The 18,342-nt window shown below is 49.2% G+C and carries 16 protein-coding genes; 8 read left to right on the forward strand and 8 right to left on the reverse strand.

Going from position 1 to position 18,342, the window contains the following annotated elements:
* Positions 1–57 precede the first annotated feature (57 nt).
* A complete protein-coding gene (gene sthA / locus REH51_RS17020; RefSeq protein WP_009723506.1) occupies positions 58–1,449 on the forward strand; it encodes a Si-specific NAD(P)(+) transhydrogenase in 1,392 nt (463 codons plus the stop codon).
* A gap of 44 nt (positions 1,450–1,493) precedes the next feature.
* Here the strand turns inward: sthA and REH51_RS17025 are convergent, their stop codons facing one another.
* The 5 genes from REH51_RS17025 to leuS form a co-directional block, all read right to left on the reverse strand.
* Complete coding sequence (locus tag REH51_RS17025) at positions 1,494–2,468, reverse strand: PA2778 family cysteine peptidase (RefSeq protein WP_009723505.1); 975 nt, start codon at positions 2,466–2,468, stop codon at positions 1,494–1,496.
* Positions 2,446–2,874 (reverse strand): PA2779 family protein, encoded by a 429-nt coding sequence (locus REH51_RS17030; RefSeq protein WP_009723504.1) that lies wholly within the window; start codon positions 2,872–2,874, stop codon positions 2,446–2,448. The genes REH51_RS17025 and REH51_RS17030 overlap by 23 nt, the downstream gene beginning before the upstream one ends.
* A 100-nt stretch (positions 2,875–2,974) precedes the next feature.
* The gene (holA, locus tag REH51_RS17035; RefSeq protein ID WP_009723503.1) at positions 2,975–4,042 is read right to left on the reverse strand and encodes a DNA polymerase III subunit delta; all 1,068 of its coding nucleotides are present in this window, start codon (positions 4,040–4,042) and stop codon (positions 2,975–2,977) included.
* Entirely contained in the window at positions 4,039–4,551 is a 513-nt protein-coding gene (locus REH51_RS17040) for an LPS-assembly lipoprotein LptE (protein ID WP_009723502.1), read from the reverse strand. Before REH51_RS17040 ends, holA begins: the two co-directional genes overlap by 4 nt.
* Complete coding sequence (leuS, locus tag REH51_RS17045; RefSeq protein WP_498936421.1) at positions 4,548–7,133, reverse strand: leucine--tRNA ligase; 2,586 nt, start codon at positions 7,131–7,133, stop codon at positions 4,548–4,550. Before leuS ends, REH51_RS17040 begins: the two co-directional genes overlap by 4 nt.
* Before the next feature lie 163 nt (positions 7,134–7,296).
* Between leuS and REH51_RS17050 the strand changes: the two genes are divergently transcribed.
* Positions 7,297–7,815, forward strand: a complete 519-nt coding sequence (locus REH51_RS17050; RefSeq protein ID WP_009723500.1) for a zinc ribbon-containing protein — start codon at positions 7,297–7,299, stop codon at positions 7,813–7,815.
* 19 nt (positions 7,816–7,834) lie between these two features.
* On the opposite strand, the gene REH51_RS17055 is transcribed toward REH51_RS17050, so the two are convergent.
* The 3 genes from REH51_RS17055 to REH51_RS17065 all read right to left on the reverse strand — a co-directional run bounded on the left by REH51_RS17055 (position 7,835) and on the right by REH51_RS17065 (position 10,718).
* The gene (locus tag REH51_RS17055; protein ID WP_039869133.1) at positions 7,835–9,148 is read right to left on the reverse strand and encodes a hypothetical protein; all 1,314 of its coding nucleotides are present in this window, start codon (positions 9,146–9,148) and stop codon (positions 7,835–7,837) included.
* Between the two features lie 617 nt (positions 9,149–9,765).
* Positions 9,766–10,539, reverse strand: a complete 774-nt coding sequence (locus REH51_RS17060; RefSeq protein WP_498936423.1) for an integron integrase — start codon at positions 10,537–10,539, stop codon at positions 9,766–9,768.
* Positions 10,540–10,562: 23 nt separating this feature from the next.
* On the reverse strand, positions 10,563–10,718 hold the full coding sequence (locus REH51_RS17065) for a phage integrase N-terminal SAM-like domain-containing protein (protein ID WP_143759750.1): 156 nt from the start codon (positions 10,716–10,718) through the stop codon (positions 10,563–10,565).
* 309 nt (positions 10,719–11,027) lie between these two features.
* Here REH51_RS17065 and REH51_RS17070 point away from each other — a divergent pair, with 309 nt between their 5' ends.
* From REH51_RS17070 to REH51_RS17095, 6 genes are all read left to right on the forward strand, one after another.
* On the forward strand, positions 11,028–12,239 hold the full coding sequence (locus tag REH51_RS17070) for a dsDNA nuclease domain-containing protein (protein ID WP_498936425.1): 1,212 nt from the start codon (positions 11,028–11,030) through the stop codon (positions 12,237–12,239).
* Positions 12,236–12,718, forward strand: coding sequence for a hypothetical protein (locus REH51_RS17075; RefSeq protein WP_009723495.1), 483 nt, complete (start codon positions 12,236–12,238; stop codon positions 12,716–12,718). Before REH51_RS17070 ends, REH51_RS17075 begins: the two co-directional genes overlap by 4 nt.
* The gene (locus tag REH51_RS17080; RefSeq protein ID WP_498936427.1) at positions 12,715–14,487 is read left to right on the forward strand and encodes an AAA family ATPase; all 1,773 of its coding nucleotides are present in this window, start codon (positions 12,715–12,717) and stop codon (positions 14,485–14,487) included. Before REH51_RS17075 ends, REH51_RS17080 begins: the two co-directional genes overlap by 4 nt.
* A 436-nt stretch (positions 14,488–14,923) precedes the next feature.
* A protein-coding gene (locus REH51_RS17085; RefSeq protein WP_409559424.1) for an IS3 family transposase occupies positions 14,924–16,044 on the forward strand; the annotation gives its coding sequence in 2 pieces (ribosomal slippage) (positions 14,924–15,182 and positions 15,182–16,044; 1,122 coding nt in all).
* 149 nt (positions 16,045–16,193) lie between these two features.
* The gene (locus tag REH51_RS17090; RefSeq protein ID WP_009723492.1) at positions 16,194–16,796 is read left to right on the forward strand and encodes a hypothetical protein; all 603 of its coding nucleotides are present in this window, start codon (positions 16,194–16,196) and stop codon (positions 16,794–16,796) included.
* Between the two features lie 1,169 nt (positions 16,797–17,965).
* On the forward strand, positions 17,966–18,193 hold the full coding sequence (locus REH51_RS17095) for a hypothetical protein (protein ID WP_009723490.1): 228 nt from the start codon (positions 17,966–17,968) through the stop codon (positions 18,191–18,193).
* Positions 18,194–18,342 lie beyond the last annotated feature (149 nt).

Genomic DNA, 18,342 nt, shown 5'->3' on the forward strand with positions numbered 1-18,342 from the left:
GTTTGTGTAAATGCCTTTGAAGCGCTTTTAAGTCAGGAATAAGGAGATCCAAGTCGTATGGCAGTTCATAATTACGATGTCGTGGTGATAGGTACTGGCCCCGCTGGGGAAAGCGCTGCCATTAACGCCGCTAAGCACGGTAAGCGAGTGGCGATTATTGAGAAGCAGGCTCAGGTGGGCGGCAACTGTACCCACTGGGGCACGATCCCTTCAAAAGCGCTTCGCCATCAGGTCAAACAGATTATGGCGTTCAATACCAACCGTATGTTCCGCGATATCGGTGAACCCCGCTGGTTTTCTTTTCCCAAGGTGATGGAGCGCTCGCGTGGCACCATCGATAAACAGGTTGAAATGCGCACGACATTTTATGCGCGCAACCGAATTGATCTGTTTCATGGCGTGGCTCGATTCAAAGATGAGCACACCGTGGTGGTACGAGACCGACAGGAAGGCGTGGAAGAGCTGATAGCTAAGAAAATTGTCATTTCTACCGGGTCTCGGCCTTATCGTCCGGCGGATATTAACTTTCGTCATCCGCGTATTTACTGCTCTGATACGATCCTCAGCCTTTCCCATACACCGCGGACACTGGTGATCTTTGGGGCAGGTGTTATCGGCTGCGAGTACGCCTCCATCTTTTCGGGTCTTGGCGTTAAGGTTGATTTAATCAACAACCGCGATAGCCTGCTCTCGTTTTTGGATGATGAAATCAGCGATGCGCTTTCCTACCATCTGCGTAAACACGGTGTCTTGATTCGCCATAATGAAGACTATAAAAGTGTCGAAGGCGACGAAGCCGGCGTAACCGTGAACCTGAAGTCGGGCAAGAAAATCCGCGCCGATGCGTTTCTCTGGGCGAATGGCCGTACCGGTAATACTGATAGCCTTGGGCTTGAGAACATTGGCTTAGAGGCAAACGGCCGAGGCCAGCTCAGCGTTGATGAGCACTACCGTACAGCGATTCCGCATATTTACGCTGCAGGCGATGTGATTGGTTGGCCGAGCCTTGCCAGTGCTGCCTACGACCAGGGACTAAACTCCTGTAACGAGCTGCTGGAAAAAGAGTACCGCTTTGTTAGCGATGTACCCACCGGGATCTACACCATTCCCGAAATCAGCTCTTTTGGCCCTAACGAGCGAGAGCTAACCGAAGCCAAAGTGCCCTACGAAGTGGGTAAAGCCTTCTTTAAAGATACTGCTCGTGCGCAAATTACCGGCGATACAGTGGGAATGCTGAAGATTTTGTTCCACCAAGATACGCTGGAGATTTTGGGTATCCATTGCTTTGGTGACCAAGCGTCGGAAATTTTGCACATTGGCCAGGCAATTATGCAGCAGGAAGGTGAGGCGAATACCGTGAAGTACTTCGTTAACACTACTTTCAACTATCCGACGATGGCAGAAGCGTACCGGGTAGCTGCGCAGAACGGTTTAAACCGAGTGTTTTAAAATGTTTTAAGTATATGGGGGCTTATGCCCCCATACTTCACACCTCACAAACCATTCAGCAGTTGCTGAGCGCGTGGCTGCCAGTCACCGTCTAAGATGGCAGCCTGAGCGAGTGCTTCGCGCGCACCCTCCCTATTTTCCATCTGAAGCCTTAGGATGGCTACATTAAGCCATGCAGCACCCATGGCAGGATCAAGCTGTGTGGCTGATTCGAAGGCTTCCAGCGCTGCTTGAGGTTGTTGATCTGCGTGTAGTGCATTGCCGAGCGCAAATTGACCCAGTGGATTGGTAGGGAAGCGTTCAGTAAAGGCTTGCCAGCTGGAAAGCGTTGCTACAGGCCCATGCTGCTCCTCATAAGCGCTAATGGATTCCAGTGCATTGCGGGCGGCAACACCCTCGGGCAGGCTACCAGGTTCGCTAACCACAAATCCCCAGCGTTCACTGCGCGCCCAAGTGGCATCAAAGCGGCTAAACGACATCGTATGGCGTTCGATTTCACCGCTACGCAAAATCAGCGTTTCATTGGGTAAATCAAAACCAATGGCCACTGCGTAGTGCCACATCGGGAAGGCTGGCAGGGAGAGGTTTTGCATTACCACCACTGGGTCACCTGCTGCCAGGTGGCCAAGCAATGCATCCAGGGTGCCACGTATTGGAATCGCCAGCTGCTTATAACGACGCACAGTGGCTAGCATTTCAGGTTGGACGCTTCCCTCTCGTCTGGGTTGAAATACCTGTGGAATTAACTGCTCAAGCCCTGCATCTACTCCTTGATGGTTAAGTACCATCGCCAGCGTTGCGGGGCCGCACTGATACTCTGTCTGAGCGTAAAACGGCACCTCGGTAAGCTCGGTTTGCGGTGCCAGGCTAGCTTTAGTGCTTTCTAACAGCACCGGGCTTCTGGCACAGCCGCTAAGCAAGGTGGTTAGCAGTAGGGCAAGCAGTAAAACGCCCGCAAAGCGGGCGTTTAAAAGGTGTTTCATCATGGCAGGCAAATCAGCGAGTGAACGGATAAACATCAGTTAAGCCGAGAATGTCAGTCACCAGCAGAATTACAAATACCGCAAACAGCGCGCCAATCACACCGGCACCGGCTGGTAGCTGTTCGAGTTGTTCGGCCATTTGCTGCGCTTCTGCATCGCTCAGTGCGGCAACGCGGGCTTCAACGTCATCTAAATCGACACCCTGCTTGAGCAGTTGGTCTTGCACGTCTGCACGGGCAAGGATTTCATTGATGCGCTCGCGGTCAGCACCAGTACGGTCAGCGGCTAAAACAGATTGCGTAGAGACTAATTCTGTAGAGACCAGCTCTACAGAGTCTATGTCCATACCTTGCGGAGCCGTGGGGGCGGCGGCAACGGGCAGGCTGGTAATGACTAACGCAGCGATCAGTAAACTTGAGAGGTAAGCACGCACTTTATTCATTGTCTTCATCCTTAGACGTATCGGGGAGCAAGCGGTTTTGTTTCTTGAAGCAAGAGTATAAAAACAATTAGTGCAGGATTTAAGACGAAAACGCAAAGTGCTAATTATTTGCACTAATGCGGTAGGTCCATGGGGTTTCAGCTAAAAGCCCCTTGCCACCCGCCATGGTCAAGGCTAGGTCGTGAAGCCCAGGCCATAACGGCACCACTGAAGCCCCTTTCACAGCAAGATCCAGACGCTGGGCCATCAACAGAAGTTTATGTAAACGTTTCATTGATAGGCGGCTGATCGCTTTTTGATAAGCGGGGCGGCGTTTATCAAAAATCATCGGTTTCTGTGTTTTACACGCGTGCTCAAAGCTTTGCCCCTGATCCAAATGCTGGTGTAACGATAACAGGGTACGTAGCTCACGACTGAGTGCCCAAAGCACGATGGGGGCTTCAACCCCTTCACTGCGCAGCCCATTAACGATACGCGAAGTGCGTGTTGGCTCACCTTTTAAACACGCATCCGCAAGGTTAAACACATCAAAGCGGGTGCTGTCTTCTACGCCCTGGGCAATACTTTCGACATTAAGGCGAGTGTTAGGCGGATGAATAAGCGCGAGTTTTTGCAGCTCCTGATCAGCGGCCAACAGATTGCCTTCAGTGCGCTCACCCAATAAACGAGCCGCTTCTAGGTCAATTTGTAAACCATGCAGCGATGCGCGATCCCGCAGCCAATAGCCTAAGCGCGAGGCATCGACGGGCCATACGGGTACAAATAAACCTTGTTTGTCGAGCGCTTTAAACCAAGCGCTTTTTTGCTGCTTAGCGTCTAACTTGCCCATGCTGATCAGCAGCAAATCGTCACTACCACTCATCATTTCAGCATACTGTGCCAGTGCTTTACTGCCATCTTGGCCCAGCTTGTGTGTTCCTAGCCGCAGTTCAAGGAGCTTATTAGAGGCGAATAATGAGAGGTTGCTGGCGGTTTCCAGCAGCCGACCCCAGGCAAAATTAGGCTCTACATCAAGCACTTCCCGCTCTTCGACTCCCGCTTGCCGTGCGGCTAAACGCACGGCATCGCAGGCATCTCGATGCTGCAGTGGTTCATCACCGGCAACAATCACGACCTTAGGCAATTTTTTTGCTAAGGCCGCGGGAAGCTGGTCCGAAAATACCTTCACTGAATGGCCTCTAGGTTCGCGAGTCTTTCGATAATGCGCTCAGCCAGTTGCCGCGTTAGCGTTTGTTCCGCTTCTTGAAAGAGGGTTTCGCGATTGAGTAGGTCATCATCACTGACTCGAATGCGCGTACTGGTAGTTACCGTTGCATTATTAAGCACGTAAGCATTGTTTTCTCGCTGCTGTACAGAGAGAGACGTACTTAACGTTAGCTCGTGTTCTTGGCTGGCACGCCCTTCGCTACCAATACGGCGTTGGCGAAGTGCTGGCGAACCTAGCGTGACCCGCCAGGGCGCACCATCAGAAACCTCGGTGCTTTGCTGCAGTAATCTGATGCGCAGCTGTTGGGCCAAGGCACTTTTGTCGTCGCCTTCAATTGAAAGTGCGGGCAAGCGCGGCATCGAATCTAAACCGCGCAAGCGAAACCCGCAGCCGCTTAGCAACACCGCCGCTGAGGCGGCGATGCTGGTAGCGAGGAAACGACGGCGTGTAACCTGTTGGGATGGCTTCATCCACTCACCACAATGTTAACCAGCTTGCCGGGTACAACGATGACTTTACGAACCGTTTTACCTTCCAGATGGCGCTGGACGTTTTCGTTCTCCATCGCAAGCGTCTCGATGGCTGCTTTATCTGCGCTGGCCGGAGCTTCTAGGCGCGCGCGAAGTTTACCGTTTACTTGCACGACTAGTTCGATACTGTCGCGGGTTAGCGCGGCTTCATCCACCTTCGGCCACTGAGCTTCAATGGCAGGCTGGTCATAGCCCAACTGTTGCCACAGCGTGTGACACAGGTGCGGTGTGATGGGCGCCAGCAGCAGCACACAGGCTTCAAGTGCTTCACGACTGACCGCCAAGCCAAGTTCGGACGTATCGTCGAACTTAGCCACTGCGTTAGACAGTTCCATCACCGCGGCAATGGCGGTATTAAAGGTGGTGCGGCGGCCAATGTCATCACTAGCTTTCTTGATTGTCTCGTGGGTTTTACGACGCAGCGCTTTTTGGTCATCGTTTAACGCATCAACAGTTAATTCGCCCGGTGTACCAGCAGCAAGATGCTCGGTGACCTGACGCCAAATCCGCTTCAAGAAGCGGTGAGCGCCCTCAACGCCGGAGTCAGACCACTCCAGCGACTGTTCGGGCGGTGCGGCAAACATCATAAACAGGCGGACGGTGTCGGCACCAAATTTGTCGATCATCGACTGCGGATCAACACCGTTGTTTTTCGATTTGGACATCTTCTCGATGCCACCCATTTCCACCGGCTGGCCCTCACTCACAAGAACAGCGCTTAACGGACGACCTTTCTCATCGCGTTTTACTTCCACATCAGCGGGGTTGAACCACTCCTTACCACCGTTATCTTTAAAGCGGTAGAAGGTTTCCGCGATCACCATGCCCTGGGTGAGCAACTGCTGGAACGGCTCATCAGAATCCACCATGCCGAAATCGCGCAGCAGTTTGTGGAAGAAACGGGCATAAAGCAGGTGTAAAATCGCGTGTTCGATACCGCCGATATACAGGTCAACGGTTAGCCAGTAATTGGCGCGCTCATCCAGCATGGCTTCGTGGTTATCCGCACAGCAGAAGCGAGCGAAGTACCAGGAAGATTCCATAAAGGTGTCGAAGGTATCGGTTTCGCGCACCCAGCCATCGCCCAGTTCAGAAAACTCGGGCATTCTCTTCAACGGCGAGCCGGAAGCATCTACGGTCACTTCCATGGGCAGCGCTACCGGTAGCTCGTCATCGGAGAGCGGTACGGTTTGGCCTTCCGGGCCATATTTTACTGGAATCGGCGCGCCCCAATAACGTTGGCGAGCAATGCCCCAGTCACGCAGGCGGTAGTTGGTTTTCACCTCGCCACGGCCAAGCTCCGCAAGCTTCGCGGCAATCGCATCAAACGCTGCCTGGAATTCCAATCCATCGAACTCGCCTGAGTTAATCAGCGTGCCGTGCTCAACGTAAGCACCTTCGGAAATATCCGGCTGGTTACCGTTGGCATCGGCCACCACAGGCTTCAGCTCTACGCCGTACTTGGTCGCAAATTCCCAGTCGCGTTGGTCGTGGGCAGGAACGGCCATGACCGCGCCGGTACCAAACTCCATTAACACGAAGTTGGCCACAAACACCGGCACTTCATCGCCAGTTAGCGGATGAATCGCTTTGTGCCCAGTGAGCATGCCCAGCTTTTCTTTAGTGGCCATTTCGGCTTCTGATGTGCCACCTTTGGCGCACTCGTCACAAAACGCCGCCAGCTCGGTGTTTTTTGCGGCAGCCTGCTTCGCCAGCGGGTGGCCAGCAGCTACGGCTACATAGGTCACGCCCATCAGCGTATCCGGGCGGGTGGTGTAGACCGGCAGCGGCTCGCAAGCGCTGCCGTCTTCTGCCTGAATTTCAAAAGTCATTTCAACGCCACGGGATTTACCAATCCAGTTGCGCTGCATGGTTTTAACTTGCTCGGGCCACTCGACGTTTTCCAGGTCTGCCAACAGTTCATCGGCATAGTCAGTAATCTTCAAGAACCACAACGGGATCTCTTTACGCTCAACCGGTGCGCCAGAACGCCAGCCGCAGCCATCAATTACTTGCTCGTTGGCCAATACCGTTTGGTCAACCGGATCCCAGTTCACCGTAGACATTTTCTTATAGACCAAGCCTTTTTCGACCAACTTGGTGAAGAACCACTGCTCCCAGCGGTAATAGCTGGTATCGCAGGTGGCGAATTCGCGGCTCCAGTCATAGGCAAAGCCAAGTGCCTTCAACTGGTTACGCATATAATCAATGTTTTGATAGGTCCACTTCGCGGGCGGTACCTGGTTTTGAATCGCGGCATTTTCCGCAGGCATTCCGAACGCATCCCAGCCCATGGGCTGCATGACATTTTTACCCTGCATGCGCTGGAAACGGGACACAACGTCGCCGATAGTGTAATTACGCACGTGGCCCATATGCAGCTTGCCGCTGGGGTAGGGGAACATGGATAGGCAGTAGAACTTTTCGCGGTTAGCATCTTCTACTGCTTTGAAGCACTGGTGTTTGTCCCAGTACTGCTGAGCGTCACGTTCAATCTCACGGGGGCTGTAATGTGCGTCCATCGGTGTTTTCAATGCCTTGGGGTAATTCGCCCAAAAAGGGCGCAAAGTGAATAATGGATGACGGCTGTCAGATAAGTAACGTCGATTGTATCCTATGCAGGTGTATCCTTGAACGGTTAGCCGATGATAGGCCGCACCTTGGGTCGACAAAAGGAGAGGTACCATGGAACAACATAACGATCACCGTTTACGCGAAGGCTACGAGCGCCTACTAGAACGCATGCAGGACGGGGCCAATGATCTTACCTGGGATAATCTACAAAAGGATTTGGACGACGCCGTTGCCTTTGAAGCGGAGCTGGAAGAGTACACCAAAGATGAGCTAGCCCTGCTGCGTGCCTGGGTAGAGCGCGACCTGAAAGATATGCGCTACTACATGGCGGATACCGGTAAACAGGTTGCTAGCTGGTTGGGCATCGATATCGATAGCCTCTCCCGGCGTGTGGCGGAATCGCTGCTCTCAATCGCCGACCGCAGTGTAGTGGAACGCGAACGCTTCGAAGATGACCTGGAAGCCGCCCGCGCCGACTACTGCGAAGGTGAAGTTGCTGCGCCAGGCCTGATGGCGTGCGTACACTGCGATGCCCAGGTGATGCTAGAAAGCGTCTCGCGCCTAGAGCCATGTCACCAATGTGGCCACCGCTATTTCTACCGGTTTCCCAGTAAAATCGTCGAAACCTGAGAGCTAACGCACTCAACAATTAATTGACCCACACGCTCAAGCCTGCGATCGCCCCTAGCGAGAGCAGGCCCATCATGGCGGCATACAGTAAATTATTTTTCATCATGCGGTAACCGCTAAACCCGTAACGCCCCTGCAGAGAAAGGTTAATGCCGGAAAGCGGCCCAACGCTGGTACCTACCGCCCAGGCGCTCAGCGCGACAAAAGCAAACAGCGTTTGCTCACCATTCGCTAAATTCAAAATAGATGCCAGTACGGAAACGCCAATAATCGGGTGTAACCCCACCAGTGCACTCAGTGTAATAGCCGCAAAGCTAACCATGGCCTGCCACATGCCAAAGGTGGCAAATAGCGTCCAGTCGTCACCTGCTGCGGCCGCGACCAGGGTAGAAAGCCCCAGGGTTAATAAGCCCGCCGCCAGAAATAGCGAAATTTCACCACGCATTGCGGGTAGCCGTGTAGTGGTATGTTGGCGAATGCGTCGCAGGGTATAGCGCGAACCTTCCCGCAGGTTGCTTAGTATCGCCACCGCTGGTAGTAAAAAGGTAATGATGCTGACAATGGTGAGCGACGGCGTCAGCCAAAAGTGAAACAGCATCACCAGCGCTGCCATGCCCGCAGGCATTAACAGGCTGCGGGGTGAAAGCGAAAAGCCATCCACCTCGGCTAAATCAAAACGTCGCCTAAGCTCTAGTGTGGTTAACAGCCCCGACAGCATCGCCAACGGAAACCCAATCATCGCAATCTGGCCGTACTGCACCTCTGGCACCAGCGCAATCACCACCGCCATAGAAGCAAAGAAGGGCGACCACAACGCCGCACTTGAAAGCCCACGGTTCAGCGCTAACAGCTGGGGTGTGGTTAGCGGTGAGCGTCTGGCTAAGCGGTCGCCGACCATAAAGACCGTCGAAAGATTCAAAATAGTGCCGAGAAAGTGCACCCCCAGCCACGTACGCAGCACGCCATCTGCACCGGTCACCCGCTTACCTGGTGGGCGCTTATTACCCTGGGTGCCAATCAAGGAAATAAAGCTAACACCCACCAGCATCGTGGCCACAAATACATTGCCCTGAAGCATGGCAGGCCAATTCACATTGGCACCATAAACCACCCGCGCCACTACCAGCATTAACACCCCAAGGGCAATCAACACCCCCGCCTGAATGCGCGAACGCTTTGGAATATCCCGCCACAGCAGCGCCACCGCCGCCCACAGCAAATAGCTCACCGCCTGCGCCGTTGGCACCACGCCGATAAAGCCAATAATTTGAGCGACCAGCCCAAGCAGAATTAAAACACCCGCCACCCGCTGCCGCATCGTTGTCTCTTGCATCTCAATCCCTTACTGGTTGAGTTAGCAGGCTAATCGGGTTTTCAACAATTGGCTAGCGGGAGAGAAACGAAGAGGGCGTTTACCGAAAAGAAAAGTCACATTTTCGTAGCGCGGTGCCTGATGCTACCCCAGGCCGCGCCGTTATACCCAATGAAAGCAACTTGTAGCGCGTGGTAACGAATCTCGCGAGGAACGAGCAGTGAGGCACCCGCGGGGAGCGGCGTAACAACGTCCCATGGCACATAAACAGCCCCTGTCTTGGCCGCCGTCGCGGGTTCGCTGACGCTATAAAGCCAACTGCCATACCGTAGCGCGTGGTAACGAATCTCGAGAGGAACGAGCGAATGAGGCACCCGCGAAAGAGCAAGCACGGATCAACACATACAACGATATAAGCATAACAAAGCGGCGTTTCTGCTTTGCTATATCGAAGAAAACTGAGTAATGTCAAAATATAGTTTGCTTAACGTAATATCAGACAAGAAAAACACCGACGGTCGCCAGCGGAGCGTGTTAACGCAGCCCAGTTGTACCGGGGCGGTAGCGTGCTTTCATGGTGCTTAGCTAGCGAGATGCCAGTAGTATGTTTACCTCGGAGTACATCAACTGCTCAGTAGTTAGGTAATCGTATCAAGAGGACTTGTTAAGCCTGCAAAATGTTGGCCGAGCACATGGGTATAGATTTGTGTAGTAGATACATCAGAATGCCCAAGGAGCTCTTGAACAGTTCGAATATCTCTTCCATTTCTCAGCAGCTCGGTAGCAAAGCTGTGACGAAATGTATGGCAAGAGACCCGTTTATTAGTCAGCTTTGCAGCAACTACGGCTTTCTTTAACGCTTTTCTGGGCACAGAATCATGCAAGTGGTGGCGACACAGCACGCCAGTGACTGGATGGTGAGAGATGCTGTTAGACGGAAATAAATACATCCACGCAGGCTGCCGATAGGCAGAAGGGGATTTTTTTGCCAAAACACCCGGTATAGAAGGGCCAACACTTTTCTGATTGTCTCGTTCTTGCAGCGCTAGCGCAGCGCTGATTATGTCTCTCGTGCTTTCATAAAGCGTCGAACTAAAGATGGTTACTCTATCTTTTGAGCCTTTACCGTCTCTCACTGTTATTGATCCCCGGGAGAAATCGATGTCTTTCACCCTTAAGCGCAGACACTCAGAGATACGTAACCCAGAGCCATACAAAAGTGAAAAAATCAGTTTATCTCTTCCTACCATCTCCTTGAGAATGCTGGCAACTTCAGCCGCCATGAGCACTTCAGGTAAACGCTGTGGCTTAGAAGCATAACTGAATTCAAGATCTCCCAATGGCTGTTTCAGGAATTGATTATACAAATACGCCAGCGCGTTTAGCGCTATACGCTGGGTGTTGACTGCCACATGGCGCTCAGTGGCTAGGTAGCCTAGGAAACGTACGACTCAATCTCACTAGGATGACGGCAATTATTGTATCGAATGAAAAAACGTATCCAGTAAATGTACGTTTTCTCGGTTCGGATACTCATCCCACGCACGCGGATGGACGTGCGAACCTCATTCAGGAAAGGGCTGCTGGCCATTTGGTGAACCCATTATTTTCTGTATGTATAAACAGTATAATTAGGCCTTTTCATTCTGCAATGCGTATTTTTCTATCCCATCGGAGTGAAGGGGTGCTCGATTTCAAGGAAGGTTTTTTTAAATAATTATATATAACAATAAGTTGGTGAGCTTCTTTGTATGTTTATGTGCAATATGTAAGGATGGCTTAAAATGACAACGCGCATGCGCATTTTTCTAGCAGGCTTTAGGGCGGGAGGTGGTGATATTTCTTTTTTATCAATCGATTGGAATGCTTTTAGAGAGGTAGGCCTTCCAGGAAAACGCGCATGCGCACTAATAAACTGTTAAGCGTCACAACGAGAATATGGCGGGGATTTAAGCCCATGCTAGATAATATAAAACCAAGGGAACAGTCAGGGCGAGATGCTTTAGCAAGGTTTCGAGCGCAAGCACGATCAGCTGCACTAGCTTCTCTTTCAATTCTTGAAGGCAAGGATATTGATCGTGTGTATTGCGATATGCATGATGATTTCGTAGTACGACTCAACAGAGATGATCAATTTTTCTATATATTCTACCAAGTAAAAACCAACAGCAAAAAGAATCACAATTGGACATTGAATGAAATTTTCGGATTGAGCTCTAGGGTTAAAGATTTATCAAAACACAAAGATATTGATATTTTAAACAGCTTTGCTGGAAAGCTTCTCTTGCATACCGTTAATTTTGGAGACTGCTGCGAAGCAGTTATTTTTCAAACAAATATTAATATTGAAGACCCAATAGAAAACTTGTTAAATGACATTCAATGTGGAAAGTTTGAAAACAAAATAGCAAAATTGCTTGAGAAGCGCTTCCCTGCATGCTTTTCATGCTCAGAACTTAGCTCTGACAAAGTAAAGATAAATCTTAAGAAATTAAAATTTGAAACCGATGTCCAGTATATAAAATTAGAGACAAATAATTTTAGTTCGATTGCCAAGGATGCTATATACAAATATAGCGAAATTGATTTAACTCACGATGAATTCAAAGATATTTTAGTAAAACTTGTCGAGTTGGTTGAGGCAAAATCATCTGGAGTTATCAATGAACTCAGCCAGGCATCCTTAGAAACATACTCCGGCATATCGATTTATGATCTGCTTGAGATTTTAAGTATATCTAAAGCAGCATATACTGCGCTTATAGATGGAGGGGATCCCCTCGCCGTAAAAAATTCTTCAATTATTCAACGAACCTTGAGCGATGCAGGAGCAAGTGAAGTCCAAATAGAATTCTGTTCTCGCTGCAAAATTGAGTGGGATGAGTGGTTTAGAAATAACAGGCATGTACTACCCGAGTTAACAGTAATGACTGTTCAATCTGATCTTGCCAGCATACTGCGAGATACAATGGCCTCAGGCCGGCTTAACCTTTCTTCATTAGAAAAGCCTATTAATGATTACAAGGCTAAAATAGAAAATAGAAATTATGGCCTCAGTGATAACGCCATTTTAGGTGGTGTTATGGCTGAACTCGTAAGGGTGCAGAGATGAATTTAGACACATTCTTTGAGGAGATTAAAAAAACACCTATTAATGTGACAGTTAATAGCGAAGTGTCTCCAACTAGGGCCAGCCTAGACAATGAAGCGTTATTTCAACTACCTTTTATATGCATGGCAATACTAGTTATCGCAAAAGGAAATAGAAAGCCGATAGTTTCTCAGTTAGGTCAGCTTGTTGGCGAGTGCCTAGAGAGGTCAATGCCAACCTTTAAAGGTTCTAGTCAGCATCTAGGCTGGTCTGCTAACTTAAGGGTTCGAACAGTAAAAGCATTAAGTTTTTTAGAGTTAACCAATCTCATTGTTGTCAGCAATCGAAACAGTAGAGTGCAGTTATCAGAGATAGGTAAGAAGGTGGCTCAAAAAGCATTGGACGGACAAGATGATCTTGCTGCAAGCTTGCTCAGCATCGCTCGAGAATACAGAAATATATGTGTTACGCGCCAACTAGAAATGGAACTTATTGAATGAAACTTAAAACTCTTCAAATTCATTCACATGGTAGCTATGGATTAGGCTGCGAGCCTTTAGACTTTTCTGATCATATTACGCATATATATGGCCCGAATGGTTGTGGAAAAACGCCAATAATAAAATCAATTGCTTTCTGTCTCGGCTATCCTGCTGTTTTTAGAAATGATATATATGACCGATGCAAAATGGCTTCTTTTGAAGTTGAGGTCGATCAAAATTTTTTGAGAATTGAGCGCCAACTATCAAGAGAATTTGATATAGAAGTAATTGACAGAAATGGAATAAGGCAAAGATTTTTTTCTGAAGGTGAATTTTCGGAATTTTTATTCAAAATACTCAAGTTAGATTATCCGAATCTTGTCTCTAATCGCGGAGTTGTAACTAAACCATATATTTCAACACTAATCCCTCTAGTTTTTACTGATCAAGACAATGGATATTCTGGAGTTTATGCTTCCCCAGGTAGTTTTATTCAAGACCAATTCCAAGAAATGGTTAGATTATTATTTGGCCTTCCCCCGAAAAATTTCTTTGATGCAAAAAAGGAACGAATTGATAGCAAAAAAAATCTCGAATATTTAGATCTTGAGGTTAAGCGAAAAGAAGATGAATTAAAAACAGCTAAATTGGCCACTGAAGTTATAGGGCGTTCAAGTGAAGAAGTTCTTGTTGAGATTGACTCACTTGAATCAGAACTAAAATCTATAACTACACAAAATTCCACTAAAGCCGACTCTATTCGGGCTTTTGACAATTTAATCTCACAACAACTAGCCCAAATCAGGACGCTTGAGGCAACTCTATTAGACATTACGAAACGGCGTAAATCTTTAACCATAATGATCGACGAGATCAATAGTGAAGCGAATACTTTGAGCTTGAATGAATCCTCCAGACAAATTTTCATGTCGTTTGAGGAGGTTTGTTCTAATCCTAAATGTGGTTTATTTGCCTCAAGCTCGAACTCATACGCAAAAAATTTACTTTACTTAAAAGATCAAATTAAAGATCTTGTTAGAAATGATGCCTCATATAGTCGTGATGAGATGCGGATTGAATCGCAGATTTTTTCCAATACAGAATCTGTAAAAAATCTATTGGCGGAACGAAAGAAACAAGAAGATAATAGTGAAATAGCCGCATTAGTTGCTTCCGTATCAAGCTTAAAAGATCGAATATTTCAGTTGCAATTGCAATTATCTGAGTACGACAAACTATCTGAACTTGAAAAAGAATACGTGCTCTATCTAAACAAGAGAAATGATGCCCTAGAAAAATATGAATCTACTCAGGTATCGCGTTCAAATACTCCTGATTTAATCCGCGTTCGTTCCGATCTTCGAAAATTATTTCTTGTATGGCTTGATCGTTTGCATACGCCAAGTAATGTTAGCAGGGACATTACGTTTCGAAATAATTTCGAACCAGTTATGGGAAATGAACAGATTTCGCAGCTTTCAGGAAGCACAAAAGTAAGAGTTGTACTGGCATTTCATGCAGCTCTAATTGAAAATCTGGTAGCAAATAAATCACCTATTAAATTATTAGTTTTAGATACGCCAAAGCAGCACGAAATTAACAACGATGATCTAGACAGATACTTCAAGGCATTAAAAACTGTATGTGAGGCCGGAGATGTCCAGATTATTTTCTCGACAACGGAATACAAGTATGTAGGTGATAAGTTTGATGCGACGTGGGAGCCTAGATATGACGGAGACGAGCAAAAAATGTTTATGCGAAGTATCGGATCGAGTGGCGCTTAACAAGGCCAATCACGGCGACACCTTTTTCGTTCCTGCTTCGCCTTCACTACAAAGCTGCGTGTGTTGGCGGCGTTAGACCTTTGGGAATGTTATGAAAAGAATTAATACCGATATCCTGATGAAAGGCGATGTTGTTCTCACGACCACTTCCGGGAAAGACAGTGGATTTATCCGAAAAGTAACTCGCAGTGACATATCTCACGCAATGATTTGTGTTGCCTATGGGTCTGTCATTGATTCGACGGGAGAAGGTGTGCAAGCAAGGAATATACAGAAGCTCCTATACGACGATGAATGTGCGATCTACATTTTGAGACTAAAAACACCACTTTCAGAGGTTCAAGCAGACAGTATTGTAAATTATGCAAGACGACGTCACCCCCAGATTGAGTAGCGCTACACTTTAGAGTCCGATCCTATGCTAAGGAGATTGGACATGAAGAAGCGTTTCAGCGAAGAACAGATCATTGGCTTCTTGGGCGAAGCGGAGGCGGGACTCCCCATCAAGGAGCTATGTCGTCGGCACGGTTTCTCGGAAGCAAGTTATTACCTTTGGCGCAGCAAGTTTGGCGGCATGAGCGTCCCCGATGCCAAGCGACTGAAAGAGCTTGAAGCCGAAAATGGACGCCTGAAAAAGCTGCTCGCGGAGTCGCTATTGGAGATGGAGGTCACTCGCGAGGCGCTGAGAAAAAAGTGGTGAGCGCCCCGGCACGTCGAGACGTGGTGCGTTTTATGGTGTCACGTGGCCTGAGTGAGCGCCGAGCGCTCCGTGTCATGCGTATGAGTGCCAGTGCATTGCGCTACCAACCGGCTCCTGACCGCAATGAGACATTACGTGAACGCATTGTTGCCTTGGCACACCGACATCGTCGTTACGGCGCGGGCATGATCTACCTGAAGCTGCGTCAAGCCGGTGAACAGGTCAATCACAAGCGCGTCGAACGCCTCTACGCGGCGGCTCGGTTGCAGGTAAAGCGACGCAAGCGTAAGAAGATTCCCCTGTCTGAACGCAAGCCCCTGGGCCGCCCTGGCGCTGCCAATCAGGTCTGGTCAATGGATTTTGTGTTTGACCGCACGGCGGAAGGGAGAGTGATCAAGAACCTCACTATTGTCGATGACGCCACCCATGAAGCCGTGGCTATCGTGCCTGACCGTGCCATTGACGGGCTGTCGTTAACACGGATTCTGGATCATCTAGTGCTACAACGTGGCCTTCCAAGTGCCCTTCGTACGGATAATGGGAAGGAGTTCTGCGGACGCGCCATGCTGACGTGGGCTCATCAACGTGGTGTTGCCCTGTTTTTAATCGAACCTGGAAAGCCCAATCAAAACGCCTACATCGAATCGTTCAACGGGCGTTTTAGAGACGAATGTCTAAATGAGCACTGGTTCACCAGCCTGCATCACGCGAGAGTCATCATCGAGGCGTGGCGACGGGAATACAACGAGGAAAGACCGAAGAAAGGACTGGGAGGATTAACGCCTTCCGCCTATGCCGAGCAACTGGTTTTAAAACACGATAAAGTAACGTCAGACTCTAAACCCGGGTGCTACTGAAGATGGGGTGACGTCGAAGAGCCTCTACAGGAACATCTTATACAAAAATAGAGGCTGCAAAATCAATAGCGCCAGAAATCGCTGGAAACGGAGGGATTAAGCAGTTCTGTTCACGAATGGTAGCTAGAGCCTATGCATCTGCAGGAATCATGTTGGTGAATAATCCAGATTACTGCACTCCGAATGATCTAAAGAACTCTGAGCTATTGATGCATGTCGAGAATCCATGGGTTGTGGTTTCAGACAATGAGGTCAAGACAGTAAAGCAGGTTGGTGATACAACCGAAGGAATGCGAGAAAAAACTAACAAGTTGCTTATGGCCATACGAGCATTAGACCCTAATGTCGAAAGCATTAATGATATAGACAGTTTGGTAATCCGGCGGGCAGATTTAGATAATTCAATTGCTAACGCGTTCCGTACTTCTGGATATCTTGATCATTGGAAAGTGGAGCTATCACGCTTTCCTTGGCGGTATGATCAAATATTGATTACTCAGTTTTACCATTCACTTACTGATCCTAAAGAGCTTATACAGTATTGTCGCGACACAGTGAGAGACGATGAAAATGGGGCTTTTGCCCATTGGGAAGCTAACGCACGCGGTTATAGCGAGGCCAATCGTGCGTACCCTCGCGAAACGTTCCGGTTGCTGAACGAATTGTATAGCCAGTTAAGTTTGAACCATCATAAACGGGTACTTTTAGCAAAATTACTGATTAATACATATGGAAAAACGGACGCGCTGTAACCAAGTGTTATTGTGCTGGTCTAACAATCCAATGCACGCGGAGCCAGCTACGTTGCGCAATATTTTGTGGTGTCGCTACGCTCCCTTATACCACAAAAATTGCTCCACTCCGCTGGCCCGGTGATTGGGGCGTTAGCCAAAAAGGAATAGCCTTGGTCACTGGATTAAAACTACAGCGCGCCTTTCGCAAACAATCTCTCGGTGCGAGAGGGGAGCTGGCACTTTTCAGGGCCTTCATCCGGGCCTTCAGTTCTCTTGGATCCGAGGCATTGGCTAAGGAGTATCACGGAAATCGCTATCAAGTCACGTTCAATCAGGCACGCGGGGCGGGACGTTCGACACCACGCTGTGAGCTATGTGATGTACTCATAGTTCACTACCCTATGGGTAACCCGAGTGCAGCGCGTATCACGTTCAATCAGGCAAAGGTTGCCTCAAAGCCATTCGGTTGTTACAGAACTGCGCAATTGAGTAAACCATATTCCTTTCGGGCGAACCTAGAACAATGGGATCTTCTGTCTAATCGGCCGCTCATAGGCCCAGCTACGCGCACCTTCAAACCGCCATCAGACCTGCTGTCGGGTGCAATCCTTCCCTCAGTGGGAACCTTTGGTGTTTTCTACCCGGTTGGGCACGGATTCGATTTTGCGTATTTTGTTGCTGACGGACTCACCGCGTTGAATAATCTGGGTGGGAGATCGGGAACGCTTCAGTGGGCGAATCCGCTGCACCAGCTCCGCACGGTTTCTGGACATACTGAGATAACCGGCACATGCTGCATGCAGATGTTTGGGGATGCACTGCAGATGGGTTACGTTGGCACGCCTGTTGCTCAACTTCTTAGTAGCTCCAATAGGCCCTCAGCGCTGCGTGCGTGGTTGGCGAGTGTACTCGTTGCGCTCCGTCGCGAGCATCAAGATTCGGAACTCCCTAATGAACTTTTGGAGGGGCTTGAGCTGGTGGGAGCTACTGAGGATGGTAATGCCTTGCTTGGTGGAGAAGGACCGACGCCAGTAAGAGCAGTAGTTCTCGTCAGGACTGACGGAAGCCATCGAAATGAATAGGCTAACAATGCAATGCACGCGACAAGCGCGTGATTGCGGCGTTGAGCCTGTAGAAAAACTCCGCTGACGGCTAAGTTTTGGTAGGATCGAGGAAACATACGAGGAGTGGTCAGCCTGCCGCGCTTCAAGGCTTATAACTACGATCAGAACGCCATGGTGGTGATCAACTACCAAGATCAACTCCAACCTGGCACCTTTGAACACGCAGTGCATTACCTGATCGAGCACAAGCTCGACGTGTCCGTTTTCTATCCCCAGTACCGCAACGATGCGACCGGACGGCTGGCCAATATTGAGACGTTGGCTAATTACGGCCACTTGGCCGCGCCATGAAGGGCTTAGAGCGGGGTAAGTTGCTTTTTAAGAGCAAAAGGCCGTCTTCAACAAGCTTTAGCTGGGCGCCCAAGTGGCTAAATGCCGATACGAAGATTACTCCGCCAGATGACCGGCTGGGTACATGAATAAGGATAACAGGCGGTGGA

This window comes from Halomonas bluephagenesis, assembly GCF_054790765.1.